The sequence below is a fragment of the Telluria sp. AIW5 genome, assembly GCF_056680575.1.
The window spans coordinates 2,516,763-2,543,466 of the sequence record NZ_CM155289.1 but is presented as its reverse complement, the minus strand read 5'-3'; the positions used below and the strand labels follow the sequence as shown (position 1 = coordinate 2,543,466).

Sequence of the window (26,704 nt, the reverse complement as noted above, 5' to 3'; positions counted from 1 at the left end):
AGCGTAGGTGGCGGGTAACGCTGCATCATAAACCCAAACCGCGCGACTTTGCCACGCGTCGGTTGCCAAAAAGCCCATGTCTTTACGGAAAAGGTCAAGCCCCGATCGGCTCGAAAACATCACTGTTCGTTCCCGCGTCACACGCGTCCGACAGGGCCGGGATTGCAGCGCGACCGCCCTTGGGTTTCACGCTAGAATACCGCTTTTGCAACCCAGCCATGCCCACGCTCGCGCCTCAATGACCCAAGCCCCCTCCGCATCGCTCGATCTGTCCGGCTGTGACCGGGAACCGATCCGCACGCCCGGCAGCATCCAGCCCCACGGCTTCCTGCTGACGCTGTCAAAAGAAGGCGAAGTGCTGCAGGCCAGCGCCAACCTCGCTTCCTGGATCGGTGTCGAGGCGCAGGCCGCTTGCGGCAAGGCGCTGCTGGATGTAATCGGCCCCGTCGCCGAACGCCTGCTGCCTGAACTGCGAGGGGGCAAGCTCGGCAACCGCCCGCTCTACCTGTGCACCGCGGCCATCGGCGAGCGCCATTTCGACGTGCTCGGCCATGCCTGGGACGGCCTGCTGTTGCTCGAGTTCGAAGCCGCCCTGCGCGCTGCGCCGCTCGACTTCCGCCACCTGTATCCGCTGCTGGGCGACTTCCTGCTGCAAGTGAACGAGACGCAATCGGTCGAGTCGCTGGCCGCACTGGCTGCCTACCACGTGCGCATGGTGAGCGGCTTCGGGCGCGTCATGGTCTACCAGTTCGACCGCGACGGCCACGGCCATGTGATGGCCGAGTCGAAGGAAGACGCCTACCACTCCTACATGGGCCAACGTTTTCCCGGGTCGGACATCCCGTCCCAGGCGCGCGAACTGTATGCGCTGTCGCGCATCCGCCTGATCCAGGACGCGAACTACGTCCCGGCGCCTTTGGTGCCCGGCGAAAACCCGGTGACCGGGCAGCGCAACGACCTTTCGTTTGCCGCCTTGCGCAGCGTCTCGCCGGTGCACCTGCAATACATGCGCAACATGGGCACACTGGCCTCGATGTCGGTCTCGCTGATGGTCAAGGGCAAGCTGTGGGGCCTGATTTCCTGCCATAACGAAACGCCCTGCCCGCTGCCTTTCGAGCGGCGCACGGCCTGCGAGCAGCTGGGGCAAGTGCTGTCGCTGTGCATCGAATCGCGCGAAGACGCCAGCGAACTGCAGTTCCGCCTCGAAGTACGGCGCATGATGGTGACCATGCTCGGCAACCTCACCAAGGGCGCCGACGTCATCGACAACATGAGCGGCGTCTTCCCGGAATTGCTGCGCTTCGCGCGCGCCGGCGGCGTCGCCATCGTGGCCGGCGAACGGGTGTTCACCTATGGCGATACGCCGGACGTTCCCGCCATCGAGGGCCTGGTCGACTGGCTCGAACTGCAGGGCCATGGCAGCGACATTTATCACACCGACGAACTGGCGGCCGTGTACCCGGCCGGGGCGGCGCTCGCGCGCAATGCCAGCGGCCTGCTCACCATGCCGATCTCGCGCGTGCACAAGCACTACCTGCTCTGGTTCCGTCCGGAAGCCGTGCATACGATCGAATGGGCGGGCAATCCGCACGAAAAGGACGGCGCCGGCGCGCCGTCCCAGCTGCACCCGCGCACCAGTTTCGCAACCTGGCGCGAAGAGATCCACGGCGTCAGCCTGCCCTGGCACATCGCCGAGATCGAACTGGCGGGCGAGTTTCGCAGCGCCCTGCTCGGCATCGCGCTCGAGCGCGCCGAGCAGATGGCCGAACTGGCCGAGGAACTGGGCCGTGCCAACAAGGAACTGGAAGCGTTTTCGTACTCGGTCTCGCACGACCTGCGCGCGCCGCTGCGCCACATCGTCGGCTTTTCCGACCTGCTGCTCGAGTCCGCCGGCAGCGAAGACACGACCATGCGCCAGCGCTTCCTCACCAACATCAAGGAGTCGGCGCGCCTGGCCGGCAAGCTGGTCGACGACCTGCTGAGTTTCTCGCAGATGGGCCGCGCCGCGCTGCGCCCGGTCGAGGTCGACATGTCGAAACTGGTCGCTTCCTGCATCGACAAGCTGGCGCTCGACATCGGCAGCCGCCGCGTCGAATGGCTGCTCGAGCCGCTGCCACGCATCACGGCCGACCCGACCTTCCTGCACCTGGCGGTCCTGAACCTGCTGTCGAACGCGGTCAAATTCAGCGCCGGCCGCGACCCGGCCACGATCCGGATCTGGTCCGAACAAAACGCGCAGGAAACGCTCTTCCACATCGCCGACAACGGCGCCGGCTTCAACATGGATTACGTCCATAAACTGTTCGGCGTGTTCCAGCGCCTGCACCGGATGGAAGACTTCCAGGGCACGGGCATTGGTCTTGCCAACGTGCGCCGCATCGTCGAACGCCATGGCGGACGCGCCTGGGCCGATTCAAGGCTGGGCCAGGGCGCCACTTTCTCATTCAGCATCCCGCGCAAACTCGCACTCTAATCGCTAATGGCATCCATGTTAAAACCCATCCTGCTGGTCGAAGACAATCCGCACGACCTCGAGCTGACCCTGGTGGCGCTGGCGCGCAGCCAGCTCGCCAACGAAGTCGTCGTCGTGCGCGACGGCGCCGAGGCGCTCGACTACCTGCTGCGCCGCGGCGAGTTTGCCGGGCGTCCGGAAGGCAATCCGGCCGTCACCCTGCTCGACCTGAAGCTGCCGAAAGTGGACGGCCTGGAAGTGCTGGCGACGATCCGCCAGACAGCAAACCTGAAAAGCATGCCGGTCGTGATGCTGACCTCGTCGAAGGAAGAACAGGACCTGATCCGCAGCTACGAGCTGGGCGTGAACGCCTATGTCGTCAAGCCGGTCGATTTCAAGGAATTCGTGCGTGCGATCGCGGACCTGGGGATCTTCTGGGCGGTGCTCAACGAACCGCCGCCGGGTTCGCACCGCTACGTGCCGCCGCAGTAAGCTGCGCGGCGCGATCGCGGCTCAGGCCGCGGCCGCGCCCGCCTTGCTGGCGGCTGGCCGGGCGCCGCGATGGCGTCCGCTGCGCAGCAAATGACGGATGCGCGCGCTCAGTGCGTCCGGATGATACGGCTTCTGCAGCAAATGCACCGAGGCGCTGACCTTGCCCTCGTGCGCCAGTACCCCTTCCGCATAGCCCGAGGTGTAAAGGACCTGCGCCTCCGGCAGGTGCGCGCGCACCGCTTCGTCCAACTGCAGGCTGCTCACCGGTCCCGGCATGACCACGTCGGTAAACACCAGGTCGACGTGGCGTCCGCTTTCGATGAGCGACACGGCGCCGGCCGCATCGCAGGCTTCCAGCACGTCGTAGCCGAGTGCGGACAGGATCGCGCAAGTCGCGCTGCGCACGTCTTCTTCGTCTTCCACCACCAGGATCGTTTCCAGGCCGCCGTAAAGCGGCGCCTCGGCATGGGCTTCGGCCTCGACCGCTTCGGTTTCGCTGCGCGGCAGGAAGATGCGCACGCTGGTGCCGCGTCCCACTTCGCTGTCGAGCACGATCTCGCCACCCGACTGCTTCACGAAACCATAGGCCATCGACAGGCCCAGGCCCGTACCCTGCCCGACCGGCTTGGTCGTGAAGAAGGGTTCGAAGACGCGCTGCAGGATTTCGGGCGGCATGCCCCTGCCGGTATCGGCCACTTCGATGCACACGTATTCGCCAGCCGGCACGCCAGGCGGCAAGGCCGCGTCCCGGGAGGCGAAGGCGCCGCCGGCATTGCCGGCACGGATCAGCAAGGTGCCGTTGCCGCCCATCGCGTCGCGCGCATTGATGGCGAGATTCAGCAGGACGTTGTTGAGCTGGTCGGGATCGGCGACCGTGCTCCACAGCGAAGGATCGATGTCGGTGACGATGCGCGCATTCGGTCCCAGCACGCGGCGCATCATGTCGTCCATGTCGCGCAGCAGGTGGCCCGGGTTGAGCACGACCGCCTGCAGCGGCTGGCGCCGCGCAAAGGCGAGCAGGTGCGAAGAGAGCTTGGCGCCGCGCTCGACGCCGGCCAGCGCCATCTCGACGCGGGTCCGCGCCGCCTCGTTCAGGTTGCCGACGAGTTTCAGCAGTTGCAGGTTGCCGCCGATAATCTGCAGCACGTTATTGAAATCGTGGGCCACGCCACCGGTCAGCTGGCCGATCGCTTCCATCTTCTGTGCCTGGTGCAGCGCCGATTCGCTCGCGGCCAGCTGCTGCTGGCTCACGCGCAGCGAAGCAAACGCGGCATCGCGCTCGCGGGCGGCGACGCAGGCGGCGCTGTGGTATTGCACCCGCGCCACCAGTTCGCGCGGATCGGGCCACTTCACCAGGTAGTCGTTGACGCCGGCGGCAAAGGCTTGCGCCTTGACTTCGGGATCGTCCTCGGACGACAGCATGATGACGGGAAAGTTGGCGGTATCGGGGCTGGCGCGCAGGCGGCGCGTGAACTCGAAGCCGTCGAGGTCGGGCATGCGCAGGTCGACCAGCACCACGGTCACCTTCAGCTCGCGCGCCAGCTCGACGGCGCGCGCCGGGCTCGATTCGTAGCGCAGTACATGCCTGACGCAGGTTTTCAGCCCGTGTTCGATGATCTGCTGTGCAAAAGGCTCGTCATCGATCAGCAGGATCGAACAGGAACTGGAATCGTCTTCGATCATCGGTAGTAAGACCCGTTTTGCCGACTGCGCAGGGGGCCAGGTTGCATTTTGTGAAGCATTGATTCTACACCAATGTGAACTGCAATTTCATCAATTTCACCTATCGTGCTTGCCCCCGCAGGATTCGCCACCATCTTCTGTCAACAGCGTTTTTTTTGCCGGACGGGAAGCATGCACGCACTACTGTGTCCCTTGTGCGGCCGCGAACTGGGCACGGTCAACATCGACCGCCACCATCTGGTGCCGAAGACTTTCAAGGGCAAGGAACAGTTCCCGATCCACAAGATCTGCCATCGCAAGATCCACTCGGCCTTGTCCGAGCGCGAACTGCTGCGCACCTATCACACCTGGGACGCCCTGCGCAGCCACGCCGAGATCCGCACCTTCATCGACTGGGTGGCGAAGAAGCCGCCGGACTTTTATACGCGGACCTATACGTCGAACAGCAAAAAGAGCCGGAAGTGACGGATTTGATTTTAACTTGACAACGTTGCGTTTAAGTTATTTCATGCGAGCATCACCTTGAAGGGATGCCCATGGATTTCGCGCACTACCTGCAACAAGACGCCACCGCCCTCGCCGCCCTCGTCAAACGCGGCGATACCACGCCCCACGAACTGCTCGCGCTGGCCATGGCACGCAATGCCGAGGTCCACGGACGCATCAATGCCGTCTGCCGCCTGCTCGAAACGCAGGCGCGCGCACAACTGGCGCGGCCGCCCGCCGGGCCGCTGGCCGGCGTGCCCTTCCTCATCAAGGATGGGGTGCAGGACTACGCGGGCGTCCCGACCAGCTTCGGCAGCCGATCGATGCAGGGCTATGTGCCGGCCGAGCACGCGGCCGTCGTGCGGCGCTACCTGGACGCCGGCCTCGTCATCTTCGGCAAGACGAACCTGCCCGAGTTCGCGCTGAAGGCCGTGACCGACCCGGTGCTGTACGGACGCGCCAGCAATCCCTGGAACCTCGGCCACACGCCGGGCGGCTCGAGCGGGGGTGCGGCGGCCGCGGTGGCGGCCGGCATCGTGCCGATGGCAGCGGGCAACGACGGCGGCGGCTCGCTGCGCATCCCGGCCGCCTGCTGCGGCCTGTTCGCCCTGCGGGTCTCGCGCGGACGGGTGTCGTCCGGTCCGGCGATCGGCGAAGTCTGGTTCGGGGCGTCGAGCGAAGGGGTACTGTCGCGCAGCGTGCGCGATTCGGCGCTCGCGCTCGACCTCCTGGCCGGCCGCGAGCCGGGCGACCCGTTCGATATCGCCGCGCCGGGCGGGCCCTACCGCGAACTGATGGCGCGCGCGCCCGGCAAGCTGCGCATCGGCTTTTCCACCGTTTCCCCGATCGGCACCGAGGTCCATCCGGAAGCCGTGCTCGCCGTGCGGCGTGCGGCCGAGCTGCTGCGCGGGCTCGGCCACGAGGTCGAGGAAGCCGCGCCCGAACTCGACGGCGCCGCGCTGGCCGAGAGTTTCCTGCACGTGTATTTCGGCCAGGTGCCGGCGATGATCGCCCGCGGCCGCGCGCTCGGTGCGCGCCCCGGCGACGTGGAACTGACAGGACGCCTGCTGGCGACGCTGGGCGGCAGCGTGTCGGCCGGACGTCTCACCACGCAGCTGGCGAAATGGAACGATTTTTCGCGTGCGCTGGCGCGTTTTCATGGTCGCTACGACATGCTGCTCACGCCGACGCTGGCACATCCGCCGATTCGCCACGGCGAAGGCGACCCGCCGCGCGGCGAACAGTTCGTGCTCGACCTGCTGCAGCGTACCGGCATCCTCGGCATCCTGGCGCGCCTGGGGCTGCTGGAAGGCACCGTCAACAAAATCGCACGCGACAGCCTGCGCTACGTGCCCTTCACCCAGCTGGCGAACCTGACGGGCACGCCGGCGATGTCGGTGCCGCTGCACTGGACGGCCGATGGCCTGCCGCTGGGCGTACAGTTCGTCGGACGGTTTGGCGCCGAGGACAAGCTGCTGCAGCTGGCGCATCAGCTGGAGGGCGCCGCGCCGTGGTTTGACAAGTTATCGCCGCTCGCGCGGGAAGGCTTGGCGGTAAAGCCCGCAAGCCCCCTAGTGCCTGCATAACGGCGATCGTAGGGTGGACACTTGTGTCCGCGCGGTCAGACGCTTGACCTGCAGCGATGTTACTGAAGTCCCCAGCCGGAATGCTCACGTTCCGTGGGCTTGCGTCAGCTTCGCCAGCATGCATCTGCACGACCGCGTGGACTCAAGAGTCCACCCTACGTATAGACGATGCATCCGGCGCGTACAAAAACAAAAAAGGCCGCATCTCGCGATGCGGCCTTTCGTATTCTGGCTCCCCGACCTGGACTCGCACCAGGGACCTGCGGATTAACAGTCCGTCGCTCTACCTGACGTAGGGTGGGCATGCCCACGCGGAACGTCGAGCAATGCTTGCGGAAATTCCAGTGTCAAGCCAGACCGATTTAACCTGCAAAAAAAAGAGCGCCGATCACTCGACGCTCTTTCTCAAATTCTGGCTCCCCGACCTGGACTCGAACCAGGGACCTGCGGATTAACAGTCCGTCGCTCTACCTGACGTAGGGTGGGCATGCCCACGCGGAACGTCGAGCAATGCTTGCGGAAATTCCAGTGTCAAGCCAGACCGATTTAACCTGCAAAAAAAAGAGCGCCGATCACTCGACGCTCTTTTTCAAATTCTGGCTCCCCGACCTGGACTCGAACCAGGGACCTGCGGATTAACAGTCCGTCGCTCTACCAACTGAGCTATCAGGGAATTGAGGCAACATTATAGCGGGCGGATCGCCGTTTGGCGAGTCCCGGATAAACTTTTCAATCTTGCACGCGTCAACGCCGCCTTTGCTAATATCGCAGCACCCTGCCCCACGGCGCCACCACCCCTACTGAACCATGTCCACTCCCCGCATTCTCGGCACTCCCCTCTCCCCTTCCGCCACGCGCGTGATGCTGCTCGGCTCCGGCGAACTCGGCAAGGAGGTCATCATCTCCCTGCAGCGCCTCGGCGTCGAAGTCATCGCCGTCGACCGCTACCCGGACGCGCCCGGCCACCAGGTGGCGCACCGCGCCCACGTGATCGACATGACGGACGGCGCGGCCCTGCGCGCGCTGATCGAACAGGAAAAGCCCGACCTCGTGATTCCCGAAATCGAGGCGATCGCCACCGACACCCTGGCCGAACTGGAAGCGGCGGGCAAGATTACCTGCATTCCGACCGCGCGCGCGACCCAGCTGACGATGAACCGCGAAGGCATCCGCCGCCTCGCCGCCGAAGAACTGGGCCTGGCCACCTCGCCCTACCGCTTCGCCAGCAGCCTGCAAGAACTCGAAGCGGCCTGCGCCTTCGTCGGCTTTCCCTGCGTCGTGAAACCGGTGATGTCGTCCTCCGGCAAAGGCCAGTCGAAACTCGACAGCGCAGCCGACATCAAGGCGGCCTGGGACTATGCCGCCGCCGGCGGACGGGTCGACGCCGGCCGCGTGATCGCCGAAGGTTTTATCGACTTCGACTACGAGATCACGCTGCTGACGGTGCGCTCGCGCGGCGCCAACGGCGAGGTTGAGACGCGCTTTTGCGAACCGATCGGCCACAAGCAGGTGCAAGGCGATTACGTCGAGTCGTGGCAGCCGCATCCGATGAACGCGCTGGCGCTGGAGCGTTCGCGCGAGGTCGCGGAGAAAGTCACGGGCAACCTCGGCGGCCTGGGCGTGTTCGGCGTCGAGTTGTTCGTCAAGGGCGATATGGTCTGGTTCTCGGAAGTGAGCCCGCGCCCGCACGATACCGGCATGGTGACGATGGCGACGCAAGTGCAGAGCGAGTTCGAACTGCACGCCAAAGCCGTACTCGGCCTGCCCGTGAACACGGCGCTGCGCGCGCCGGGGGCCTCGGCCGTGATCTACGGACAGCTGGACGCGAAAGGGATCGCCTTCGAAGGCGTGGCCGAGGCCTTGCAGGTGCCGGACACCGACATTCGCCTGTTCGGCAAGCCGGAATCGTTCGCGCGGCGTCGCATGGGCGTGGCGCTGGCGACGGCCGGCGATGTCGACACCGCGCGGGAGCGGGCGCTGGCGGCTGCGGCGAAGGTGAAGCCGGTGCGCGGCGCAGGCTGACAAGTCCCCTGGACGGCACGGCGGGCGCTTGTCCCGCCTGCCCTCCGTGAAAGCGGCGGACCGGCTGCGCTACCGGAAACGAAAAAGGCCGCATCTCGCGATGCGGCCTTTCGTATTCTGGCTCCCCGACCTGGACTCGAACCAGGGACCTGCGGATTAACAGTCCGTCGCTCTACCAACTGAGCTATCAGGGAATTGAGCTTGGCATTATAACTGCTCAGCAGCATTGCGCAAGGGCTGCACGGAACTTCTTCGTACAGGCTGGCATTCCTCGCGTGTCATCCTGCGCGCTTCTCGCGCAATGCCCGGGCCGGCACGCCCACCAGCAAGGCGGTCCCGCCCAGCACCATCAAGGCCGTCACGAAGTATAACCCGTAGTTGACGCTGCCCGTCGCGGTCTTGAACCAGCCAATGACGAAGGGACTCACGAAGCCGCCGATCAGGCCGAGCGAATTGATCAACGCAATGCCGCCGGCCGCCGCCGGTCCCGACAGGTAGGCCGTCGGCATGGCCCAGAACAGCGGCATGGTGGCAAGGATGCCGATCGTCGCGAACGACAGCGCCACCAGGGCCAGCGCCAGGTGGCCGGACAGCAGGGTCGCCACCACCAGCCCTGCCCCACCGAGGAAGGCGGCGCCTGCAGCATGCCAGCGGCGTTCGCGGGTACGGTCCGAGTGCCGGCTCAGGACTACCATGCCGATCGCACCGATGATGTATGGGATCGCCGTCAACAGCCCGATGCGCAGCGGGTCGGCGATGCCGAAGCTCTTGATGATCGTCGGCAGCCAGAACGTGATGACATAGGTGCCCGCGATGAAGGTGAAGTAGCTGAACGCGAGGATATAGATCTTCGGATCGCGCAGCGCCTGCAGCAGCGAGCCGTGGTGCGCCGGGCCCAGGTCGCGCTGGTCCTGCAGCAGGGCCTGCTCGATCACCTGCTTCTCGCTGGCGGACAGCCAGCTTGCCTGGCCCGGGCGGTCATCCAGCACCAGCCAGGCCATCAGGCCCAGGAAGATGGCGGGGACACCTTCGATCAGGAACATCCACTGCCAGCCGGTCCAGCCATTGACGCCGGCCATGTCGTTCATGATCCAGCCCGACAAGGGCCCGCCGACGATGACGGCCACCGCCATGCCCGACATGAACAAGGCAATGATCCTGGCGCGCATTTGCGAGGGATACCAGTAGGTGAAGTACAGGATGATGCCCGGAAAGAAACCCGCTTCGAACAGGCCCAGCAGGAAGCGTGCGATATACAGTTGTGTCGGTGTGCGCACGAACATCATGCAGGCGGAGGTCATGCCCCACAGGACCATGATGCGCAGCAGCGTCTTGCGCGCACCGATCCGTACCAGCAGCAGGTTGCTCGGCACCTCGAACAACGCATAGCCGAAGAAGAATATGCCGGCGCCAAGGCCGTAGACGGCATCGCTGAAACCCAGGTCGGCCTTCATCTGGAGTTGCGCGAAACCGATGTTGATGCGGTCGAGATAGGCCGCGACATAGCAGATGAACAGGAAAGGAATCAGCCGCAGGTTGACCCTGCGGTAAATCCTGGCCTGCTCATCGGGCGCAGCGGCGCCGGGTGCAAGCGGAATCGCCATGCCTGGGGTGTCGGTGTTCATGTTGCTGCTCCTTGTTTTCATCTGATGTGAAACCCGCTGCTCTGGCGGGCCGTCTCCTGTTATCGGGCAAGCGTCGCAGGCCGGGGGTGCTAGCGGATGAAGCGGCGTACGTAGTCGCTGCCCAATCCCACGGCTTCGTAATGCTTCACCGCCGCTTCCAGCTTGGTGAACACGTCCTCGTAACCAACCGGCTTGCCCTCCTCGTCGAGATAGGTATAAGCGCCGGTGACGTGGAACAGCGTCATCATCTCGCTGACGTCCTCGGGCACGTACAGCGTGTGGATCTCGCCCGGGATTTCGTGGGCATAGGAACCCTCGGTCGCGGTCCAGTCATGCTCGAGGTAATACCAGCGGCCCTTGAGTACATGGGCGTGGACCGGGCCATCGTGCCGGTGGCGCGACAGCACGCCACTCTTGCGCACGCGCAGCACGTTCACGAAATAGCCTTGCGTGACATTCAGGATCAGCGGGCGGAACCAGACGTTGGGCGCCTGCGGCACCCATTCGCGCTCGTCTTCCGGCACGGCGTCCGGCACTACCAGGTCGGCGATGGCGAAACGGGGAATCGGCTGGGAAAAGCCCTTCAGGCTGCTCGGGTGGGTACGTTCGGTCGACTTGGACACGATGGGATCTCCTTGTTCGTTTGCGCCGTGGCGCGGGCGGTGCCGGGAATACCGGAAAAACCCATCTTGCGCTGTGCACCCCAAGTGGACAATGCGATAATCGTCAATGGGCTATGACGAAATTTCACAGGTGGGGCGCAGATGTCGATACAGCTAGGCGAACTCGAGGTGTTCATGGCGGCGGTCGAGGACGGCAATTTTTCCGCGGCGGGACGCCGGCTCGACCTGACGCCCTCGGCGGTCAGCAAGCTGGTCGCGCGGCTGGAGGACGGCCTGAACGTACGCCTGTTCCACCGTGGCGCGCGCAAGCTGACGCCGACCGAGGCCGGCCAGGTGTTGTACGACGAAGGCCAGGATATCTTCGCCGCCTTGCGCAGCGCCGAGAACGCGGTCAAGACCTGCTCGGGCGAGATCAGCGGCACACTACGGGTGCATTCGATGGTGACCTTCGCCAAATACCAGCTCGCGCCCGTCATTGGCGACTTTCTCGCGGCGCATCCACGGCTGCGCGTGGAGTTCCATCTCACCAACGAGCCGGTCGATTTTGTCGCGCAGCGCATCGACGTGTCGATCCAGGGCGGCCCCCTCCCCGATTCCTCGCTGGTGGCGCGGCGCCTGCTCGACAGCCCCTGGATCGTCTGCGCCGCGCCCGCCTATCTTGCACGCCACGGCACGCCGCGGACCCCGGACGACCTCGAGCGCCACAACTGCATCAACTTCAGCCACCGCACCCATTGGAATGCTTGGCCTCTCATGGACAAGGGCGAAGCGCGGACCGTCGCGGCCAGGGGAAATGTCGGCGCCAACCAGGGGGATATGCTGCTGCAACTGGCGCGCCAGGGACTGGGGCTGGTCAGGCTGGCCGAGTTTCACGTGGGCGAGGATTTGCGTAGCGGGCGGCTGGTGCCGGTGATGCAGTCCTTCCAGCCGCCCGCGGAGCCGCTGTACCTGGTCTACCAGAGCCGCAAGCACCTTGGCCCGCGCGTACAGGCATTCCTGACATTCATGGGAGAACGGTTTTCGGCTGCGGCGCAGCGTGGGCGGCCAGCCGGGTCATGAAGCGCGCGTGGCCGGCACAATACGGAGCAACTGGCGCCCGGCGCCCACGTTGCATGCCTTTCGTTACGGCGTCAGCAGCGCATGCTGCGATGCCGTGTGGAAGTCGCGCCAGACCCGGTTGATCTCGCTGTCCTCGCGCGCCGCGTACAGGCCGCAATAGGGATACAAGGCATCGACCGCATGGCGCGCCGCGTTCACCCAGGCCATCGACAAGGCTTGCAGCCGGTCCGCCTCATCGGCGCCGACCTGGCCGCCGTTTGCCACCTGCTCCCAGGTGGCGTCGAGCAGCCCGTACAGTTGCGCCCGCGCCTCTTCCAGTCCGGTGCGCGCGGCGTCCAGCACGGCGCGCACGGCCGGCACCGCGAGCAGCGCTTCGCCATTGCCGAAGCGGTGGCGGCGCTGCGCCAACGAGGCCTGCGCCAGCTCGACGAAATGGGCGCCCATGCCGGCCAGGTTGGCGGCCAGGGTGACGAAGGCGAAGGCCATGAAGGGAAAGCGGCACAGCGGTCCCTGTTCGCGCGCGCTGCCTGGGTCGATCGCGAAGCCGTGGCGCGCATGCACCCAGCGGCTCCGGACCGCGTAGGCGTGCGAGGCGGTGGCGCGCAGGCCGATGGTGCGCCAGTTTGGTATGACCTCCACCAGCGCGGCCGGCACCACGAAGGCCGATACGCGCGGCTGCCCAGCCTCGTCGAGTAGTGGCCGGCCGCCCGCATGCAGCACCGCATTGAAGGTGAAGTGGGTCGCCATCGGCGCACCGCTGGCATAGTCCCACCGGCCATCGATGCGCCAGCCCTCGCCTTCGCGCTCGGCGATGCCGGTCGGGGCGCCGCTGCCGGCCAGGCAGACACGCGGGGTCGCCAGGATGTCCCGCGCCAGCCCGGGTTCCAGGAAGCCGGCGAACCAGCCGGCGCCGGCGCACAGGGTGAGGGTCCAGCCCATGCTGCCGTCAAGGCGTGCGACCGCTTCTTCCAGGCGCACCACGTCCGGCAGCGGCAACTCGAGGCCGCCGACCGCGCGCGGCGCCAGCATGCGCAGCCAGCCGCGCCGGTGGAGCAGTGCCTGCTGGACCGGATGCAGCCAGCGGGCGGCGTCGGCTGCGGCCGCGTGGCGGGCGATACGGCGGGAATCCGGGCTGGACAGGAGAAACATGGGAGAAGGCCCTGGAAACGAAAAAGCCCGCTTCATGTTGAGCGGGCTTTTCGGTCATGCTGGTGTTCTGGCCCCCGACCTGGACTCGAACCAGGGACCTGCGGATGTAGGGTGGGCATGCCCACGCGGAACGTCGAGCAGTGTTTGCGGAAATTCCAGCGCCAAGCCAGACCGATTTAACCTGCAAAAAAAAAGAGCGCCGATCACTCGACGCTCTCTTCCAAATTCTGGCTCCCCGACCTGGACTCGAACCAGGGACCTGCGGATTAACAGTCCGTCGCTCTACCAACTGAGCTATCAGGGAATTGCCTTGCTCTTTGCTGCCAAACAAAGTTCAGCAGCGAAGAGCCAAGATTTTAGAGGACTTTGGCGATGGCGTCAACGACGAGATCGATGTTCTTCGAATTCAGCGCTGCGACGCAGATGCGGCCGGTGTCCACCGCGTAGATCGATTCATCGCGCATCTTGCCGACCTGCTCTTTGGTCAGCCCCGAATACGAGAACATGCCGACCTGCTCGCGCACGAAGGCGAAGTCGCGGCCCGGGGCTTTCTCGGCGAGCTTCTGCACCAGCGTCTCGCGCATCTGCTTGATGCGCACGCGCATGCCGGCCAGCTCGTCTTCCCACAGCTGGCGCAGTTCCGGCGTCGACAGGACCATCGCCACGACCTTGCCCGAGTGGGTTGGCGGGCTCGAGTAGTTGGTGCGCACGACGCGCTTCAGTTGCGACAGCAGGCGCGCCGCTTCTTCCGCGTTTGAAGCGACCACCGACAAGGCGCCCACGCGCTCGCCGTACAGCGAGAACGATTTCGAGAACGAGTTCGACACGAGCAGCGGACCGCCGGCGTCGACGAAACGGCCCACCACGGCGCCATCTTCCGCGATGCCCGCGCCAAAGCCCTGGTAGGCCATGTCGAGGAAGGGAATCAGGCCGCCGGCCTGCACCGCTTCGATTACCTGGCCCCATTGTTCCTGGGTCAGGTCGGCGCCGGTCGGGTTGTGGCAGCAGGCGTGCAGCAGGACGATCGAACCGGCGTCCATCTTGCGCAGCGCGTCGAGCATGCCGTCGAAGTTCACGCCATGCGTGACCGGATCGTAATAGGTGTAGCTATTGACGACGAAGCCGGCCGATTCGAACAGGGCGCGGTGGTTTTCCCAGCTCGGGTCGCTGATGAAGACTTGCGAGTCAGGAGAAAAGCGTTTAAGGAAATCCGCGCCAATCTTGAGGGCGCCGGTGCCGCCGAGGGCTTGCACGGTGACTGCACGTTTCTCTTGAATTACGGCGCTGTCGGCCCCAAATACAAGCTCTTGCACAGCTTTGTCGTACGCAGCCAGGCCTTCGATGGGCAGATAGGTGCGTGGCGACAGTTGCTCGATCAACTTCGCCTCGGCCTTCTGCACGCACTGCAGCAACGGCACCTTGCCGCCATCGTCGTAGTAGACGCCAACCCCCAGGTTGATCTTGGCCGGGTTCGTATCGGCGTTGAATGCTTCGGTAATGCCCAGGATTGGGTCGCGTGGGGCCATGTCGATGGCGCCGAAGAGGCTGGCGGAGGCTGTAGAAGTCATCGTGATAAACTGATTTTGTCGGTGGATCGCAGCAGTTGTATAGACAGCGGCGCCGCAGTGATCAACTCTGCTGCAGTGCCGCAAACGGATTCCCATTCTAGCAAAGGTCTGAAAGTATGGCTGATATATCGTCCATAAGCGCCATCGCAAATTCCCCGGAACCGACGGTCATCACCTTCCCGGGCTCGCCTTTTAAACTGCACCAGCCTTTCGCGCCCGCCGGCGACCAGCCGACCGCAATCGCGGGCCTGGTCGAAGGCATCGAAGACGGCCTGATGTACCAGACGCTGCTCGGCGTCACCGGTTCCGGCAAAACCTATACGATGGCCAACGTGATTGCCCAGGCCGGCCGTCCGGCGATCGTGTTCGCGCCAAATAAAACCCTGGCCGCCCAGCTGTATTCGGAGTTCCGCGAATTCTTCCCGCAAAACGCGGTCGAGTATTTCGTGTCGTACTACGATTACTACCAGCCGGAAGCCTATGTGCCGCAGCGCGACCTGTTCATCGAAAAGGACTCGTCGATCAACGAGCACATCGAGCAGATGCGCCTGTCGTGCACCAAGTCGCTGATGGAACGGCGCGACGTCGTCATCGTCGCCACCGTCTCGGCGATCTACGGTATCGGTAACCCGAACGAATACCACAAGATGATCCTGACGCTGCGCCACAAGGACAAAGTGGCCCAGCGCGACATCATCGCGCGCCTGATCCAGATGCAGTATTCGCGCAACGAAATGGATTTTGGACGCGGCACCTTCCGCGTGCGCGGCGATACGATCGACATCTTCCCGGCCGAGCACGCCGAGCTGGCGATCCGCGTCGAGATGTTCGACGACGAGATCGAATCGCTGCAGCTGTTCGACCCGCTGACGGGCCGCGTGCGCCAGAAGATCCCGCGTTTCACGGTGTATCCGGGTTCGCACTACGTCACGCCGCGCAGTACCGTGCTGCGCGCGGTGGAATCGATCAAGGCCGAGCTGAAGGACCGCTTGGAAGAATTCCGCCAGCAAAACAAGCTGATCGAAGAGCAGCGCCTGGAACAGCGCACCCGTTTCGACCTCGAAATGATGGCCGAGATCGGTTTTACGAAGGGCATCGAGAACTATTCGCGCCACCTGTCCGGGGCGATGCCGGGCGAGCCGCCGCCGACCCTGGTCGACTACCTGCCGAAGGACGCGCTGATGTTCATGGACGAGTCGCACGTGCTGGTCGGGCAGCTCTCGGCCATGTACAACGGCGACCGTTCGCGCAAGACGAACCTGGTCGATTACGGCTTCCGTTTGCCGTCGGCGCTGGATAACCGGCCGCTGAAATTCGAAGAGTTCGAGGGCAAGATGCGGCAGACGATTTTCGTCTCGGCCACGCCTGCCGAGTACGAGAACTCGCATGCGGACAACGTGGTCGAGCAGGTGGTGCGCCCGACCGGCCTGGTCGATCCGGTCATCATCGTGCGCCCCGCCCTGTCGCAGGTTGACGACGTGATGAGCGAGATTAACGACCGCATCAAGAAGAACGAGCGCGTCCTGATCACCACGCTCACCAAACGCATGGCCGAGCAGTTGACGGAGTATTTGTCAGATCACGGGATCAAGGTGCGCTACCTGCACAGCGATATCGAGACGGTCGAGCGCGTGGAAATCCTGCGCGACCTGCGCCTCGGCACCTTCGACGTCCTGATCGGCATTAACCTGCTGCGCGAGGGCCTGGACTTGCCGGAGGTGTCCCTGGTCGCGGTGCTGGACGCCGACAAGGAGGGTTTCCTGCGTTCCGAGCGTTCGCTGATCCAGACCATCGGCCGCGCGGCGCGTAACCTGAACGGCGTGGCGATTTTGTACGCCGACCGCATCACCGACTCGATGCGCCGCGCCATCGACGAAACCGAGCGCCGCCGCGCCAAGCAGATCGCCTTCAACGAGGCGAACGGCATCACGCCGGTGGGCGTGCAGAAGAAGATCAAGGAATTGATCGACGGGGTCTACAGCAATGCGGCACAGAAGGCCATGCTGGAAGGCGCGCAGAACCTGGAGGAAGCGGCTGCGGTCGCGAAGGTCGAGTCGATGAGCGAGAAGCAGATTTCGAAGGAAATCAAGCGCCTCGAGAAGCTCATGGTCGACCACGCCAAGAATCTCGAGTTCGAGAAGGCGGCGCAGGTGCGCGACCAGTTGCATGTGCTCAAGCAGCAGGCCTTCGGGGCGCCGGGGGCGGACAATGTGGTGTCGATGTTGGGCAAGTAAAACGAACGGCGCCGGTGGCGCCGTTTTTTTTATGGATCAGAGGGAAGCGCCGCCGCCGGCACGCGTTGAACGCGCGGGCATGCCCGCCCTACGTTACGCAAGGGCCAACGATGCAATGTTGGCGGTGGTGCACCGTAGGGTGGGCATGCCCACGCGCTCGCGCCCTCCGCAAACCTGCGAAACTATTCCAACGTCACCGCTTGAACATCCGCGGATCAAAACTGAAGGTCCGCGCCACGCTCAGCTTCACCTCTTCATACGCATGGTGCGCCGGATTGATCACGAGGTTCACGCCCTCCCCCACGATCACCGACGGCACGCGCATGTACAGGTACTCGCGCTTCTTCAAAAACGCTGTCCCGAACGCGGTGGCGCTGCCGCCGTCGTCCAGCGAATCCCACCCCTCCGGCAAATCCTCGGGCGCCACGTCCAGTCCCAGCGCGGGATCATCCGGCAAATCGATCGCCACCAGCACCAGCGGCTCCTCGTCGACCTCTTCCGTGTGAACAAATTTCTCCAGCACCGCCAACTCGATCGTCATGGCCGCGTACAGCGCCGGCACGCCTTCGCTATGCCAGTGCCCGCCGCTCTCGCGCGCGCCCTTGCACTCACGATCGAGTGCGGCTTTTTCGATTGCAATTCTCCAGGTTCTCATTCGTCTGCATGCCCTTACGATAGTGATCTCAGCATACAACGAGGCTGCGCGCCGGCTGCGCACGGATCGGGCCGGCAACGATGGACGCGGGAACGAAAAAACGGCCCGTAGGCCGTTCGTTGTCGCGATATAAATGCACGGTTTTACTTCACGTCGAGCAGCTCGACATCGAACAGCAGGGTCGCGCCCGGCGGGATCGGGCCGGCGCCGCGGGCGCCGTAGCCGAGTTCCGACGGAATGACCAGGGTGCGCTTGCCGCCGACCTTCATGCCGGCCACGCCCTGGTCCCAGCCCTTGATGACCGAACCCATGCCCAGCGGGAAGGTGAACGGCTCGCCGCCGACCGAGCTGTCGAACTGCTGGCCGCGGCTTTTCGGGGCCTTCGGTGCGTACAGCCAGCCGGTGTAGTGGACCACGACGGTCTTGCCGCTGACGGCTTCCTTGCCTTTGCCGACGACGGTGTCGATCTTTTGCAGTCCCTGCGCCTGGATGGTGGCGGCTGCGGGTGCGGCCGGGGCGGCGCCGGCGATGGCGGCGCTGAGGAACAGGACGAGCCCGAGGGCCGGAATCAGTTTATTCATTGTTTTACCTTTGTGTGGAGTAAGACCAGCGCGCTTGCAATAGCTGTGCGGCAGTATTGCCGAACAGCGCGCTTCGCACAAGCGCGATCGGCTCACTTGCCGGTCATGAAACCCTGCGCTGCACCGACGCCAGGATGCTGCTCACTTGCGCCAGGTCCGCCGGCTTCACCAGGTGGTGGTCGAAACCGGCTTCCTCGGCCAGCCGGCGGTCCTCGCTCTGGCCGTAACCCGTCAGGGCCACCAGGGTTGCGCCATGCAGTTCGGGGATCGCACGCAGCTGGCGCGCCAGCGCGTAGCCGTCGGTATCGGGCAGGCCGATATCGAGCAGCATGACCTGCGGCCGCTCGATGCGGGCGCGCAGCAGCGCGCCGCGGCCATCGTATTCCACCGACACCGCATGGCCCTGCACCTCCAGCAACGTCGCCAGCATTTGCGCCGCGTCCTGGTTGTCGTCGACGACCATCACGCGCAGCGGCTGCGCCCGCGCCGCCGCGGTATCGCCGCCCACCGTCACCGGCAATGGTGCGGCCGCATCGAGGCGCGGCAGGCGGATCTCGAATTCGCTGCCGCGCCCCGGCGCCTCGCTGCGCGCATCGACGCTGCCGCCGTGCAGGGCGACCAAGCTTTTCACCAGCGCGAGGCCGATGCCCAGGCCCCCTTGCGAGCGGTCCGGCGTGCGCTCGGCCTGGGTGAACAGTTCGAAAATATACGGCAGCACGTCCGGCTCGATGCCGACGCCGTTGTCGCTGACCGTGACGACCACCTGGTCGTCCGGCGCCGTCACGCGCAGCACGATCTGGCCGCCGGTCGGCGTGTACTTGGCGGCGTTATTCAGGATATTCGACAGCACCTGCACCAGACGCGTGCGGTCGCCCAGCACGTGCACCGGTTCGCCCGAGAGCTGCATCGTCAGCGAATGGCGTTTCGATTCGATCAGCGGACGCACCTGCTCCAGCGCGCCCGCGACCACCGCGTTCACGTCCAGTTCTTCCTTCTCCAGCGTGACCAGGCCGCGCGTGACGCGCGAAACGTCGAGCAGATCGTTCACCAGGTCGGTCATGTGCTCGGCCTGGCGCGCGATGATCTCGCTGGCGTTGCGCACCGCCTTGCTGTCGAGGGTGCCCATCTTCAGCAACTGGGCCGCGGTGGTGATCGGCGCCAGCGGATTGCGCAGCTCGTGCGCCAGCATCGCCAGGAACTGGTCTTTCTGGCGGTTGGCGGCGCGCAGGTCGTCCTCGACCTGCTTGCGTACCGTCATGTCGCTGCCTTCGACAAAAATCCCGACCACGTCGCCGGCCGCGTCCCGGATCGGCTGGTAGATGAAGTCGAGATAGCGGCGCTCGAGCGGCGCATCGGGCTCGCGCGCCACGTCCAACGGCACCGAGTGGCCGACAAAAGGCGTACCGCTCTGGTAGACCCGGTCGAGCAGTTCGAAGAAGCCCTGCCCTTCGATGTAGGGCAAGGCTTCGCGCACCGTCTTTCCGATCAGGTCGGTGCGGCCCATCATCTGCATGTAGCTTTTGTTGGTGATCTCGAACACATGCTCGGGACCACGCAGCACCGCGATGATGCCCGGCGCCTGTTCGAACAGGGTCACCAGGCGCTTGTTCTCTTCGTCGCGGTAGCGCTCGGCCAGCACTTGCCCGGTCACCTCGACGCAGGCGCAGTACACGCCGGCCGGCGTGCCGCTGGCATCATGCACCGGGGAATACGAGAACGTGAAATACGTCTGCTCGTCGTAGCCGTGGCGGTGCATCAGCAGCGGCAGCTTTTCCATGTAGGTGGCCTGACCCTGCAGCGCGCGCTCGATGAAGGGATTGATGTCGTGCCAGATTTCTTTCCAGATCTCGTAGAACGGCGCGCCGAGCGAGGCCGGGTGCTTTTCCCCGAGAATCTCGACATAGGCATCGTTGTACAGGAAGCCGAGGCCTTCGCCCCAGGCCACGAACATCGGGAAAGCCGAGTTCAGCATCAGCGCGACCACCGTGCGCAGCGCCTGCGGCCAGCTGGCCGGATGTCCCAGCGGCGAGCGCGACCAGTCGTGCGCGCGCATCATGGCGCCGATCTCGCCGCCGCCGCTGAGGAAGATCAGCGAGGCCGCGTCAGGGGCGGCGTCCTGCTGGTGCGGGGCGGAGTCGCGTTGGTCGTTCATGTCACAGGGTCTTCACGAATTCGCGGATGCCGCCCAGCAGCATCTCGACCGACATCGCCGTCAGGATCAGTCCCATCAGGCGCTCGAAGGCCGTCATCACCTGCGGCCCCAGCTTTTGCTGGAGGCGTTCGGCACTCAGGAACACCGCCAGCCAGACCACACCGACCGCGGCCAGCGCCGCCACATGGACCATGGTCTCGGAAAACCTGTTCGAGCTGAACAGCAGCACGGTTGCCAGCGCAGATGGTCCTGCCAGCGCGGGAATCGCCAGCGGCACGATGAACGGTTCGCCATGCTCGCTGCGACCGAGCACGCCATCCGGATGCGGGAAGATCATGCGGATCGCGATGATCAGGAGGATCACGGCGCCGCCGATCCGCAGCGACACCGGGCTCAGGTGCAAGGCGGACAGGAAGTGCTGGCCGAAGAACATGAACACCAGCAGCAGCAAAAACGCGATCGCGCATTCGCGCACGACGATGCGCGGACGGCGCTGGACGGGGGTGTCCTTCAGGGCGGCGGCGAACAAGGGGACGTTGCCGAAGGGGTCAGTGACGAGGATGAGCAGGATGAAGGTCTGGAAGAAGCTTTGGGTCATGGTTCTTGTTGTTGTTTGTTTCCCGACAGTGAGCGCGCGACACAATCGCGCGCCATAATCTTAACTGATTCACACGCTTTTCGTTGCACGATGGGTGCTGGCAAGAAAAAAGGCCAGAGCGCGGAACGCCCTGGCCTCGATGCACTGCCGGCACGGGGCCGCAGCTGCGATTACTTCTCGAACTTCTTCATCCACGCCGACAGCTGGTGCGGACGCAAACCGTCGTAATCCTCGAACGGCTGGTGGATCCACGGGTTGTGCGGCAGGTCTTCCAGGTGGTAGTCCGGCTTGAACGCCGAGGTGCCTTTTACCCAGATGACGGCCGACCGGACTTCGGTGACGTCGGCGTAGTTCTGGGTCAGGTGCTCGCGCACCTTCTGCAGGGTCACGCCGGAATCGGCCAGGTCATCGACCAGCAGGATGCGGCCGGCAAGCGGGCCCTTGGTCATCGTCATGTACTTGGCGATGTCCAGGTTTCCCTGCTTGGTGCCCGCTTCTTCGCGGTAGGAGCTGGTCGACAGGATCGCCAGCGGCACGTCGAAGATGCGCGAGATCACGTCACCTGGACGCACGCCGCCGCGCGCCAGGCACAGCACCATGTCGAACTTCCAGTTCGATTCGTACACTTGCAGCGCGAGGCGCTCGACCAGGCGGTTGTACTCGTCCCACGACACCCACAGGTCTTTGTCGCTCGATACAGCAGTATTCATTTCAGGCATTCCTTTTACTTTTATTATTCGGCTGCAAACGGGTGGCGCAGGACGATCGTCTCGACGCGGTCCGGACCGGTCGACACCATGTCGACCGGAATACCGACCAGTTCTTCGATACGCTTGATGTAGGCGCGGGCGTTGGCCGGCAGCTCTTCCATCGTCTTGGCGCCGACGGTGCTTTCCGTCCAGCCAGGCATTTCTTCGTAGACCGGCACGCAGGCGGCTGCCTCTTCGGCGCCGACCGGGAAGATGTCGGCGTCAACGCCATTGATCTTGTAGCCGGTACACAGCTTCAGCGACTCGATGCCGTCCAGCACGTCGAGCTTGGTCAGGCACATGCCCGACACGCCGTTGATCTGGACCGAGCGGCGCAGCAGCGCGGCGTCGAACCAGCCGCAGCGGCGGGCGCGGCCGGTAACGGTGCCGAACTCGTGGCCCACGCGCGACAGGTGCTCGCCCACGCCGGCATCGGTCGGCAGTTCCGACGGGAACGGACCCGAACCGACGCGGGTCGTGTAGGCCTTGGTGATGCCCATGATGTAGTGCAGCATGCCAGGGCCCACGCCGGCGCCTGCAGCGGCATTACCCGCCACGCAGTTCGACGAGGTGACGAACGGATAGGTGCCGTGGTCGACGTCGAGCAGCGAACCCTGGGCGCCTTCGAACAGCAGGTTGCCGCCGGCTTTGTGCGCGGCGTACAGTGCGGACGAGACGTCGCCGACCATCGGGCGCAGGCGCGGCACCAGGGCCATCGCGTCATCGAAGGTTTTCTGGAAGTCGATCGCTTCGCCGCCCAGGTAATTCACCAGGACGAAGTTGTGGTACTCCAGGTTTTCCTTGAGCTTCTCGGCGAAACGCTCTTCGTTGAGCATGTCGGCGATGCGGATCGCGCGGCGGGCGACCTTGTCTTCATAGGCCGGGCCGATGCCCTTGCCGGTGGTGCCGATCTTGTTGACGCCACGCTTGGCTTCACGGGCCTGGTCGATGGCGACGTGGTAAGGCAGGATGACCGGGCAGGCTTCCGAGATTTTCAGGCGCGAGGCGACTTCGACGCCGGCGGCTGCCAGCTTGTCGATTTCGCGCATCACGTCCGGCACCGAGACGACGACGCCGTTGCCGATGTAGCAGGCCACGCCTTCGCGCATGATGCCCGACGGGATCAGCTGCAGTGCGGTTTTCTGGCCGTTGATGACCAGCGTATGGCCGGCGTTATGGCCGCCCTGGAAACGGACGACGCCCGCTGCGTGATCGGTCAACCAGTCGACGATCTTACCTTTGCCTTCATCGCCCCACTGGGTGCCGATGACAACGACGTTCTTTGCCACGTTTGTATTTGACATCACTTAACCTAAGTTTTTGAGAATCCAATTTCCGTCTTCGAGGACGAGCACGCGGTCGCACTCGAACTCGTCCTGAACATTGTCGTGACCCGGCATGGACTGGATCACGACTTCGCCTGCCTTGCGCAGGTCAGCGATTTTTTCGCGCAATTCGAGCGCATTGCCCCACGGGGCGCGGATCGAATGCATGCGCTCGGCCGTCGGCAGCAGGCGCGCCAGCTCGCGCAAATCCAGCGAGAAGCCGGTAGCGGGGCGTGCACGTCCGAAGGCCTCGCCCACGTGGTCGTAGCGCCCTCCCCGTGCCACCGCGTTCGGCAGGCCCGGGACATACAGCGCGAACATGGCGCCGCTTTCGTATTGGTAGCCGCGCAGGTCGGCGAGATCGATCGCCACTTGGGCACGCCCGATGGCGCCGGCGGCCAGCGCCGCCAGTTCGGCCAGCGCGCGCGTGATGCCCGGCAGCGCCGGCAGCACCTCTTTGGCACGCGCCAGCACTTCGACGTCGCCGTACAGGTTCGGCAGCGCCATCAGGGCGGCGCGGGTGGCCGGTGCATAGCTGCGGGTGATCTCGTCGAGGCCAGGCGTGTCCTTCGCGCGCAGCAGCGCGGTGAGCTGGGCTTCGTCGCGTTTGGCGGCGGCGTCTTCATTCAGCAGCGCGCGCAATACCCCAACGTGGGCCATGTCGAGGCGCACCTCGGTGAAACCGGCCAGCGCGACCGAAGCCAGGGCGAGCTCCTGGATCTCGGCGTCCGCTTCCAGGCCGGCGTGGCCGTAGATCTCGGCGCCGATCTGGAGCGGCTCGCGGGTGGCGTGCAGGCCCGAGGGACGGGTATGCAGCACGCTGCCGGCGTAGCACAGGCGGGTGATCGATTCGCGGTTCAGCAGGTGGGCGTCGATGCGCGCGACTTGCGTCGTCATGTCGGCGCGCAGGCCGAGCAGGCGTCCGGATAGCTGGTCGACCACTTTGAAAGTGCGCAGGTCGGTATCTTCGCCGGCGCCGGCCAGCAGCGACTCGACGTATTCGAGCATCGGCGGCATGACCAGCTCGTAGCCGTACAGGCGGAAGGTATCGAGCATCTGGCGGCGCAGGTCTTCGATCTTGCGCGCTTCCGACGGCAATACGTCGGCGATATTCTCAGGCAAAAGCCAGTTCGGCATGGGCAACAGCTATGGGAATTGTTAGGAATGAAGCAACAAGGCGCGCTCGTGCAGCACGAAGCGGGCGCCGAATCGGCAATTTTACCCGAAAATGAGGCGGGGCTGGGGGCGGATGCTTGCCGATGAGGTGGGGAGGTGGCGGAATGCCACTGAAACTGGGCTATACAACCAGCGTGGCCAACCATGATGTACGACGGTTCGAACGGTGTACCGCGTGGACTCGGGAGTCCACCCTACGCATCGCGGTGACCGTAGGGTGGAGTCCTGACTCCACGTGGTACCGCGTTTGATCGGTCGAATCATGACGCCAAAAAAAACGCCGCGATGGTCGCGGCGTTTTTGTTTTACTTGCTGCTACCCGGACTCCGGAAATACTTGAAGAACTCCGAATTCGAATCGATCACCATCACATCCCCGTGAGCCTTGAAGCTGGCGCGGTAGGCTTCCAATGAACGATAGAACTTGTAGAACTCCGGGTTCTTGCCGAACGATTCGGCATAGATCGCCGACGCCTTGGCATCGCCCTCGCCCTTGATCTTCTCGGCTTCGCGGAAGGCTTCGGCCAGGATCACGGTGCGCTGGCGGTCGGCGTCGGCGCGGATCTTCTCGCTTTCGGCCGAACCGGTCGAACGCAACTCGTTGGCTACACGCACGCGCTCGGCGCGCATGCGGTCGTAGACCGAGTTGTTGATCTGCTCGATGTAGTCCACGCGCTTGAGGCGCACGTCGACGATGCCGATGCCGATCTGCTTGGCTTCGGCCACGACCTTGTCGCGCACCGCTTCCATCACGCGGCCACGCTCGCCCGAAATCACTTCGCGCACGGTGCGCTTGGTGATCTCGTCGTTCAGGGCCGCCTTGATGATCTGCGACATGCGATTCGTGGCGGCACGCTCGTCGCCGCTGAAGCTGACGTAGTACAGGCGCGGTTCGACGATGCGCCATTTCACGAAAGCGTCGACCAGGATGTTCTTCTTCTCGGCCGTGATGAAACGGTCGGCGTCCGGCGTATCCAGGGTAAGGATGCGCTTGTCGAGATAGATGATGTTCTGGAACGGCGGCGGCAGCTTGAAGTGCAGGCCCGGCTCGGAAATCACCTCACGCACTTCACCGAGTGCGAAGACGATGGCGAAGCGGCGCTGGTCGACGACGAACACGGTCGACGACAGCAGCATCAGGGCAATGAAGCCCGCCACGAAAATGGTTACGAGGCGGCTCATTAACGGCTCTCCCTGTCACGTGAGGAATCGCGCGAACGGCTGTCGCGCTGGCGCACCTGTTCGATCGTCTGCAGGACTTCCTGCGACGGCGTCGTTGCATGCTCCTGCTGGTTTTGCTGTTGCTGCACCGGCCCCGAACGGGCGCTGCCGGTGGCGGCGTCGTTGGCGGCCACTTGCGCAATCAACTTATCGAGCGGCAGGTACAGCAGGTTGGAACCCGACTTGGCGTCGACCATCACCTTGCTGGTGGTGCTGAAGATCTGCTGCATCGTATCGATGTACATGCGGTCGCGGGTGACGCCCGGCGCTTTCGCGTACTCGGTAACGACCTGGTTGAAGCGGGCGGCGTTGCCGGTGGCGTTCTCGACCACCATCGAACGGTAGGCTTCGGCGTCCTGCAGCAGGCGGAAAGCGGCGCCGCGTGCCTGCGGGATGACCTGGTTGGCATACGCCTCGCCTTCGTTGCGGGCACGGGCGCGGTCCTGGCCGGCCTTGACCGCGTCGTCGAAGGCGTTCTGCACCTGCTCCGGCGGCTGCACGTTCTGCATCGTCACGTTGGTGATCAGGGCGCCGAGCTTGTAGCGGTCGATGATCTGCTGGATCATCTTGTGCACGTCGAGCGCGACCTTCTCGCGGCCTTCGTACAGCACGAAGTCCATCTTGTTCTTGCCGACGACTTCGCGGATGGCCGTTTCGGCCACCTGGTGCACGGTCGCATCCTGGTCGCGGTTGTTGAAGACCCAGGCGACCGGATCCTTCAGCGTGTACTGCACGGCGAACTGGATGTCGATGATGTTTTCGTCGTCGGTCAGCATGAGCGACTCGGCGCCCTGCTTGTTGCGCACGTTGTCGCGGTAGCCGATTTCGGCGGTGCGCACCTGCGAGACGTTGACGGTTTCGTGGGCCTGGATCGGCGCCGGCCAGCGCCAGTTGAAGCCGGCGCCGGTCGTGTGGGACAGGCGGCCGAAGGTGGTGACCACGCCGACCTGCCCTTCCTGCACGATGAAGGCGCCGCTGGCGAGCCAGATCAGGAGCACGATGAAGCCGATGACGGACGCGGTAATGCCCGCGCCACGGCCTTCGCCGCGGTAGGGGCCGCCGGCGTCGCCGCCATTGTTGCCGCGGCTGCCGAACAGGCGGTTCAGGCGCGCATTGAAGTCGCGCCACATCTGGTCGAGGTCGGGTGGACCCTCGCCCGGACGGCGGCCCTCCTGGGCTTTGTGGTCGCTACCGGGATTTTTTCCCCAGCGTGGATCGTTCAGCGAAAGTTTAACGCCGAACCGTTTTAATAAGGAAACAAGCATAGGC

The 26,704-nt window shown here is 64.6% G+C and carries 21 protein-coding genes and 3 tRNA genes; 7 read left to right on the top strand and 17 right to left on the bottom strand.

Annotated features, from left to right (window positions below; all coding sequences use genetic code 11):
- Positions 1-238: 238 nt before the first annotated feature.
- On the top strand, positions 239-2,473 hold the full coding sequence (locus AC1MEM_RS11180) for an ATP-binding protein (protein ID WP_499477269.1): 2,235 nt from the start codon (positions 239-241) through the stop codon (positions 2,471-2,473).
- Between the two features lie 15 nt (positions 2,474-2,488).
- Complete coding sequence (locus AC1MEM_RS11175; RefSeq protein ID WP_499477268.1) at positions 2,489-2,944, top strand: response regulator; 456 nt, start codon at positions 2,489-2,491, stop codon at positions 2,942-2,944.
- Positions 2,945-2,965: 21 nt separating this feature from the next.
- On the opposite strand, the gene AC1MEM_RS11170 is transcribed toward AC1MEM_RS11175, so the two are convergent.
- The gene (locus tag AC1MEM_RS11170) at positions 2,966-4,627 is read right to left on the bottom strand and encodes a response regulator (protein ID WP_499477266.1); all 1,662 of its coding nucleotides are present in this window, start codon (positions 4,625-4,627) and stop codon (positions 2,966-2,968) included.
- Positions 4,628-4,798: 171 nt separating this feature from the next.
- Here AC1MEM_RS11170 and AC1MEM_RS11165 point away from each other — a divergent pair, with 171 nt between their 5' ends.
- Complete coding sequence (locus tag AC1MEM_RS11165; RefSeq protein WP_499477264.1) at positions 4,799-5,092, top strand: hypothetical protein; 294 nt, start codon at positions 4,799-4,801, stop codon at positions 5,090-5,092.
- 71 nt (positions 5,093-5,163) lie between these two features.
- Complete coding sequence (locus AC1MEM_RS11160; RefSeq protein WP_499477262.1) at positions 5,164-6,699, top strand: amidase; 1,536 nt, start codon at positions 5,164-5,166, stop codon at positions 6,697-6,699.
- Between the two features lie 597 nt (positions 6,700-7,296).
- On the opposite strand, the gene AC1MEM_RS11155 is transcribed toward AC1MEM_RS11160, so the two are convergent.
- A tRNA-Asn gene (locus AC1MEM_RS11155) sits at positions 7,297-7,372 on the bottom strand.
- 134 nt (positions 7,373-7,506) lie between these two features.
- Between AC1MEM_RS11155 and purT the strand changes: the two genes are divergently transcribed.
- Positions 7,507-8,721, top strand: coding sequence for a formate-dependent phosphoribosylglycinamide formyltransferase (gene purT / locus AC1MEM_RS11150; protein ID WP_499477261.1), 1,215 nt, complete (start codon positions 7,507-7,509; stop codon positions 8,719-8,721).
- A gap of 118 nt (positions 8,722-8,839) precedes the next feature.
- Here purT and AC1MEM_RS11145 read toward each other — a convergent pair.
- From AC1MEM_RS11145 to AC1MEM_RS11135, 3 genes are all read right to left on the bottom strand, one after another.
- Positions 8,840-8,915: transfer RNA gene (locus AC1MEM_RS11145), tRNA-Asn, on the bottom strand.
- A gap of 84 nt (positions 8,916-8,999) precedes the next feature.
- Positions 9,000-10,346 (bottom strand): MFS transporter, encoded by a 1,347-nt coding sequence (locus AC1MEM_RS11140; protein WP_499477259.1) that lies wholly within the window; start codon positions 10,344-10,346, stop codon positions 9,000-9,002.
- An 89-nt stretch (positions 10,347-10,435) separates the two neighbouring features.
- A complete protein-coding gene (locus AC1MEM_RS11135) occupies positions 10,436-10,969 on the bottom strand; it encodes a 2,4'-dihydroxyacetophenone dioxygenase family protein (RefSeq protein WP_499477257.1) in 534 nt (177 codons plus the stop codon).
- Positions 10,970-11,110: 141 nt separating this feature from the next.
- Between AC1MEM_RS11135 and AC1MEM_RS11130 the strand changes: the two genes are divergently transcribed.
- Positions 11,111-12,028 carry a LysR family transcriptional regulator gene (locus AC1MEM_RS11130; RefSeq protein WP_499477256.1) on the top strand — a complete coding sequence of 306 codons (918 nt, stop codon included), beginning with the start codon at positions 11,111-11,113 and terminating at the stop codon, positions 12,026-12,028.
- 63 nt (positions 12,029-12,091) lie between these two features.
- Here the strand turns inward: AC1MEM_RS11130 and AC1MEM_RS11125 are convergent, their stop codons facing one another.
- From AC1MEM_RS11125 to AC1MEM_RS11115, 3 genes are all read right to left on the bottom strand, one after another.
- Entirely contained in the window at positions 12,092-13,177 is a 1,086-nt protein-coding gene (locus tag AC1MEM_RS11125; RefSeq protein ID WP_499477255.1) for an acyl-CoA dehydrogenase family protein, read from the bottom strand.
- A 228-nt stretch (positions 13,178-13,405) separates the two neighbouring features.
- Positions 13,406-13,481, bottom strand: a tRNA-Asn gene (locus AC1MEM_RS11120).
- A 52-nt stretch (positions 13,482-13,533) separates the two neighbouring features.
- Entirely contained in the window at positions 13,534-14,745 is a 1,212-nt protein-coding gene (locus AC1MEM_RS11115; RefSeq protein ID WP_499477254.1) for an amino acid aminotransferase, read from the bottom strand.
- 116 nt (positions 14,746-14,861) lie between these two features.
- On the opposite strand from AC1MEM_RS11115, the gene uvrB reads away from it, so the two are divergent.
- Positions 14,862-16,979 (top strand): excinuclease ABC subunit UvrB, encoded by a 2,118-nt coding sequence (gene uvrB, locus AC1MEM_RS11110; protein ID WP_499477253.1) that lies wholly within the window; start codon positions 14,862-14,864, stop codon positions 16,977-16,979.
- Between the two features lie 193 nt (positions 16,980-17,172).
- Here the strand turns inward: uvrB and AC1MEM_RS11105 are convergent, their stop codons facing one another.
- The 9 genes from AC1MEM_RS11105 to hflK form a co-directional block, all read right to left on the bottom strand.
- Positions 17,173-17,634 carry an RES family NAD+ phosphorylase gene (locus tag AC1MEM_RS11105; RefSeq protein WP_499477252.1) on the bottom strand — a complete coding sequence of 154 codons (462 nt, stop codon included), beginning with the start codon at positions 17,632-17,634 and terminating at the stop codon, positions 17,173-17,175.
- Positions 17,635-17,777: 143 nt separating this feature from the next.
- Positions 17,778-18,215 carry an FKBP-type peptidyl-prolyl cis-trans isomerase gene (locus AC1MEM_RS11100; protein WP_499477251.1) on the bottom strand — a complete coding sequence of 146 codons (438 nt, stop codon included), beginning with the start codon at positions 18,213-18,215 and terminating at the stop codon, positions 17,778-17,780.
- Between the two features lie 103 nt (positions 18,216-18,318).
- The gene (locus tag AC1MEM_RS11095) at positions 18,319-20,367 is read right to left on the bottom strand and encodes a hybrid sensor histidine kinase/response regulator (RefSeq protein ID WP_499477250.1); all 2,049 of its coding nucleotides are present in this window, start codon (positions 20,365-20,367) and stop codon (positions 18,319-18,321) included.
- A 1-nt stretch (position 20,368) separates the two neighbouring features.
- A complete protein-coding gene (locus tag AC1MEM_RS11090; RefSeq protein ID WP_499477249.1) occupies positions 20,369-20,965 on the bottom strand; it encodes a MarC family protein in 597 nt (198 codons plus the stop codon).
- A gap of 170 nt (positions 20,966-21,135) precedes the next feature.
- Entirely contained in the window at positions 21,136-21,675 is a 540-nt protein-coding gene (locus AC1MEM_RS11085; RefSeq protein WP_499477248.1) for a phosphoribosyltransferase, read from the bottom strand.
- 23 nt (positions 21,676-21,698) lie between these two features.
- Positions 21,699-23,018 carry an adenylosuccinate synthase gene (locus AC1MEM_RS11080; protein WP_499477247.1) on the bottom strand — a complete coding sequence of 440 codons (1,320 nt, stop codon included), beginning with the start codon at positions 23,016-23,018 and terminating at the stop codon, positions 21,699-21,701.
- 3 nt (positions 23,019-23,021) lie between these two features.
- Positions 23,022-24,176 (bottom strand): ATP phosphoribosyltransferase regulatory subunit, encoded by a 1,155-nt coding sequence (locus AC1MEM_RS11075; protein WP_499477246.1) that lies wholly within the window; start codon positions 24,174-24,176, stop codon positions 23,022-23,024.
- Between the two features lie 344 nt (positions 24,177-24,520).
- Positions 24,521-25,396 (bottom strand): protease modulator HflC, encoded by an 876-nt coding sequence (hflC, locus tag AC1MEM_RS11070; RefSeq protein WP_499477244.1) that lies wholly within the window; start codon positions 25,394-25,396, stop codon positions 24,521-24,523.
- Positions 25,396-26,700, bottom strand: a complete 1,305-nt coding sequence (gene hflK, locus AC1MEM_RS11065; RefSeq protein ID WP_499477243.1) for an FtsH protease activity modulator HflK — start codon at positions 26,698-26,700, stop codon at positions 25,396-25,398. The genes hflC and hflK overlap by 1 nt, the downstream gene beginning before the upstream one ends.
- Between the last annotated feature and the right edge of the window lie 4 nt (positions 26,701-26,704).

Bases quoted from the DNA above. Each gene is read 5' to 3' on its own strand.
- AC1MEM_RS11180 (WP_499477269.1), top strand. From the start codon at position 239: ATGACCCAAGCCCCCTCCGCATCGCTCGATCTGTCCGGCTGTGACCGG.
- AC1MEM_RS11175 (WP_499477268.1), top strand. From the start codon at position 2,489: ATGTTAAAACCCATCCTGCTGGTCGAAGACAATCCGCACGACCTCGAG.
- AC1MEM_RS11170 (WP_499477266.1), bottom strand. From the start codon at position 4,627: ATGATCGAAGACGATTCCAGTTCCTGTTCGATCCTGCTGATCGATGAC.
- AC1MEM_RS11165 (WP_499477264.1), top strand. From the start codon at position 4,799: ATGCACGCACTACTGTGTCCCTTGTGCGGCCGCGAACTGGGCACGGTC.
- AC1MEM_RS11160 (WP_499477262.1), top strand. From the start codon at position 5,164: ATGGATTTCGCGCACTACCTGCAACAAGACGCCACCGCCCTCGCCGCC.
- purT (WP_499477261.1), top strand. From the start codon at position 7,507: ATGTCCACTCCCCGCATTCTCGGCACTCCCCTCTCCCCTTCCGCCACG.
- AC1MEM_RS11140 (WP_499477259.1), bottom strand. From the start codon at position 10,346: ATGAACACCGACACCCCAGGCATGGCGATTCCGCTTGCACCCGGCGCC.
- AC1MEM_RS11130 (WP_499477256.1), top strand. From the start codon at position 11,111: ATGTCGATACAGCTAGGCGAACTCGAGGTGTTCATGGCGGCGGTCGAG.
- AC1MEM_RS11125 (WP_499477255.1), bottom strand. From the start codon at position 13,177: ATGTTTCTCCTGTCCAGCCCGGATTCCCGCCGTATCGCCCGCCACGCG.
- AC1MEM_RS11115 (WP_499477254.1), bottom strand. From the start codon at position 14,745: ATGACTTCTACAGCCTCCGCCAGCCTCTTCGGCGCCATCGACATGGCC.
- uvrB (WP_499477253.1), top strand. From the start codon at position 14,862: ATGGCTGATATATCGTCCATAAGCGCCATCGCAAATTCCCCGGAACCG.
- AC1MEM_RS11105 (WP_499477252.1), bottom strand. From the start codon at position 17,634: ATGAGAACCTGGAGAATTGCAATCGAAAAAGCCGCACTCGATCGTGAG.
- AC1MEM_RS11100 (WP_499477251.1), bottom strand. From the start codon at position 18,215: ATGAATAAACTGATTCCGGCCCTCGGGCTCGTCCTGTTCCTCAGCGCC.
- AC1MEM_RS11095 (WP_499477250.1), bottom strand. From the start codon at position 20,367: ATGAACGACCAACGCGACTCCGCCCCGCACCAGCAGGACGCCGCCCCT.
- AC1MEM_RS11090 (WP_499477249.1), bottom strand. From the start codon at position 20,965: ATGACCCAAAGCTTCTTCCAGACCTTCATCCTGCTCATCCTCGTCACT.
- AC1MEM_RS11085 (WP_499477248.1), bottom strand. From the start codon at position 21,675: ATGAATACTGCTGTATCGAGCGACAAAGACCTGTGGGTGTCGTGGGAC.
- AC1MEM_RS11080 (WP_499477247.1), bottom strand. From the start codon at position 23,018: ATGTCAAATACAAACGTGGCAAAGAACGTCGTTGTCATCGGCACCCAG.
- AC1MEM_RS11075 (WP_499477246.1), bottom strand. From the start codon at position 24,176: ATGCCGAACTGGCTTTTGCCTGAGAATATCGCCGACGTATTGCCGTCG.
- hflC (WP_499477244.1), bottom strand. From the start codon at position 25,396: ATGAGCCGCCTCGTAACCATTTTCGTGGCGGGCTTCATTGCCCTGATG.
- hflK (WP_499477243.1), bottom strand. From the start codon at position 26,700: ATGCTTGTTTCCTTATTAAAACGGTTCGGCGTTAAACTTTCGCTGAAC.